Source organism: Streptococcus halitosis, from assembly GCF_023147855.1.
GTDB classification, from domain to species: Bacteria; Bacillota; Bacilli; order Lactobacillales; family Streptococcaceae; genus Streptococcus; species Streptococcus halitosis_B.
Genome location: NZ_JAHXOP010000012.1, coordinates 1 through 1614, shown reverse-complemented (window position 1 = coordinate 1614; position 1614 = coordinate 1). Strand labels below are relative to the sequence as shown.

Here is a 1614-nt window from a genome sequence, read left to right as displayed (position 1 = left end):
GAAAATGAGCCAACTCCACCAGTTAAGACTCCAGATCAACCAGAGCCATCAAAACCAGAAGAGCCAAATTATGATCCATTGCCAACTCCGCCGGTAGCACCAACTCCTAAGCAGTTGCCAACACCACCAGCGGTGCCAACAGTTCACTTCCATTACAATCGTCTATTTGCACAACCTCAGATTAATAAAGAAATTAAAAATGAGGATGGAGTAGATATCGATCGTACTCTAGTTGCTAAGCAGTCTGTAGTGAAGTTTGAGTTGAAAACGGAAGCGTTGACAGCTGGTCGTCCAAAAACAACTTCATTTGTATTGGTAGATCCACTTCCAACTGGCTATCAGTTTGATTTGGAAGCAACCAAGGCTGCAAGCAAAGGTTTTGAAACAAGCTATGACAAAGCTAGTCACACTGTAACCTTTAAGGCTACTGATGAGACCTTGGCAACATACAATGCTGATTTAACTAAACCTGTTGAAACTCTTTATCCAACGGTTGTTGGTCGTGTCTTGAATGATGGGGCAACTTATACAAATAACTTTACATTGACAGTTAACGATGCCTACGGTGTTAAGTCAAATATTGTTCGTGTAACGACTCCAGGTAAACCAAATGATCCTGACAATCCAAACAACAACTACATCAAGCCTTTGAAAGTTAACAAGAACAAGCAAGGTGTGAATATTGATGGCAAAGAAGTTCTAGCTGGTTCAACGAACTACTATGAACTCACATGGGATTTGGACCAATACAAGGGAGATAAATCTTCTAAAGAAGCAATTCAAAATGGTTTCTACTATGTGGATGATTATCCAGAAGAAGCCTTAACCCTTCATCCAGAATTGGTTAAGATTCGTGATCTAGAGGGCAATCTTGTATCAGGTATCAGTGTTCAACAATATGATAGTTTAGAAGCTGCGCCTAAGAAAGTTCAGGAGCTGTTGAAGAAAGCAAACATCACTGTTAAAGGTGCTTTCCAACTCTTCTCAGCTGATAATCCAGCTGAATTCTACAAGAACTATGTGGCAGCAGGAAAATCATTGCTCATCACAGATCCGATGACAGTTAAACCTGAATTTGGTCAAACGGGTGGTAAGTATGAAAACAAAGCCTACCAAATTGATTTTGGAAATGGCTATGCTACAGAAGTAGTTGTCAACAACGTACCAAAAATCACACCTAAAAAAGATGTGACAATCAGTATGGATCCAAGCAGTGACAATATCGATGGCCAAACAATTCCGTTGAACCAGTACTTCAATTATCGTTTAATCGGTGGTTTGATTCCACAAAATCATTCTGAGGACTTGAATGACTATAGTTTTGTAGATGATTATGACCAAAAAGGTGATCAATACACTGGAAACTATAAAGTTCTTGCCAAGGTTGATATCCGATTGAAAGACGGTCGTGTTATCAAGGCAGGGACAGACTTAACCGCTGAAACACAGGTTGAACATGATCAAGATAAGGGAATGATTACCATTCGCTTCAAGGAGGAATTCCTTCAAGAGATTCAGTTGGATTCTCCATTCCAGGCTGAGACTTATATTCAAATGAAACGAATTGCTGTCGGAACTTTTGAAAATACCTATGTAAATACTGTGAACAAAGTT

Annotated in this window: 1 protein-coding gene; it reads left to right on the top strand. The window is 39.5% G+C overall.

Translation table 11 applies throughout. The features are described from left to right. A partial coding sequence (locus KZX55_RS09155; protein ID WP_248026983.1) for an SspB-related isopeptide-forming adhesin occupies window positions 1-1614 on the top strand: 1614 nt, incomplete at both ends.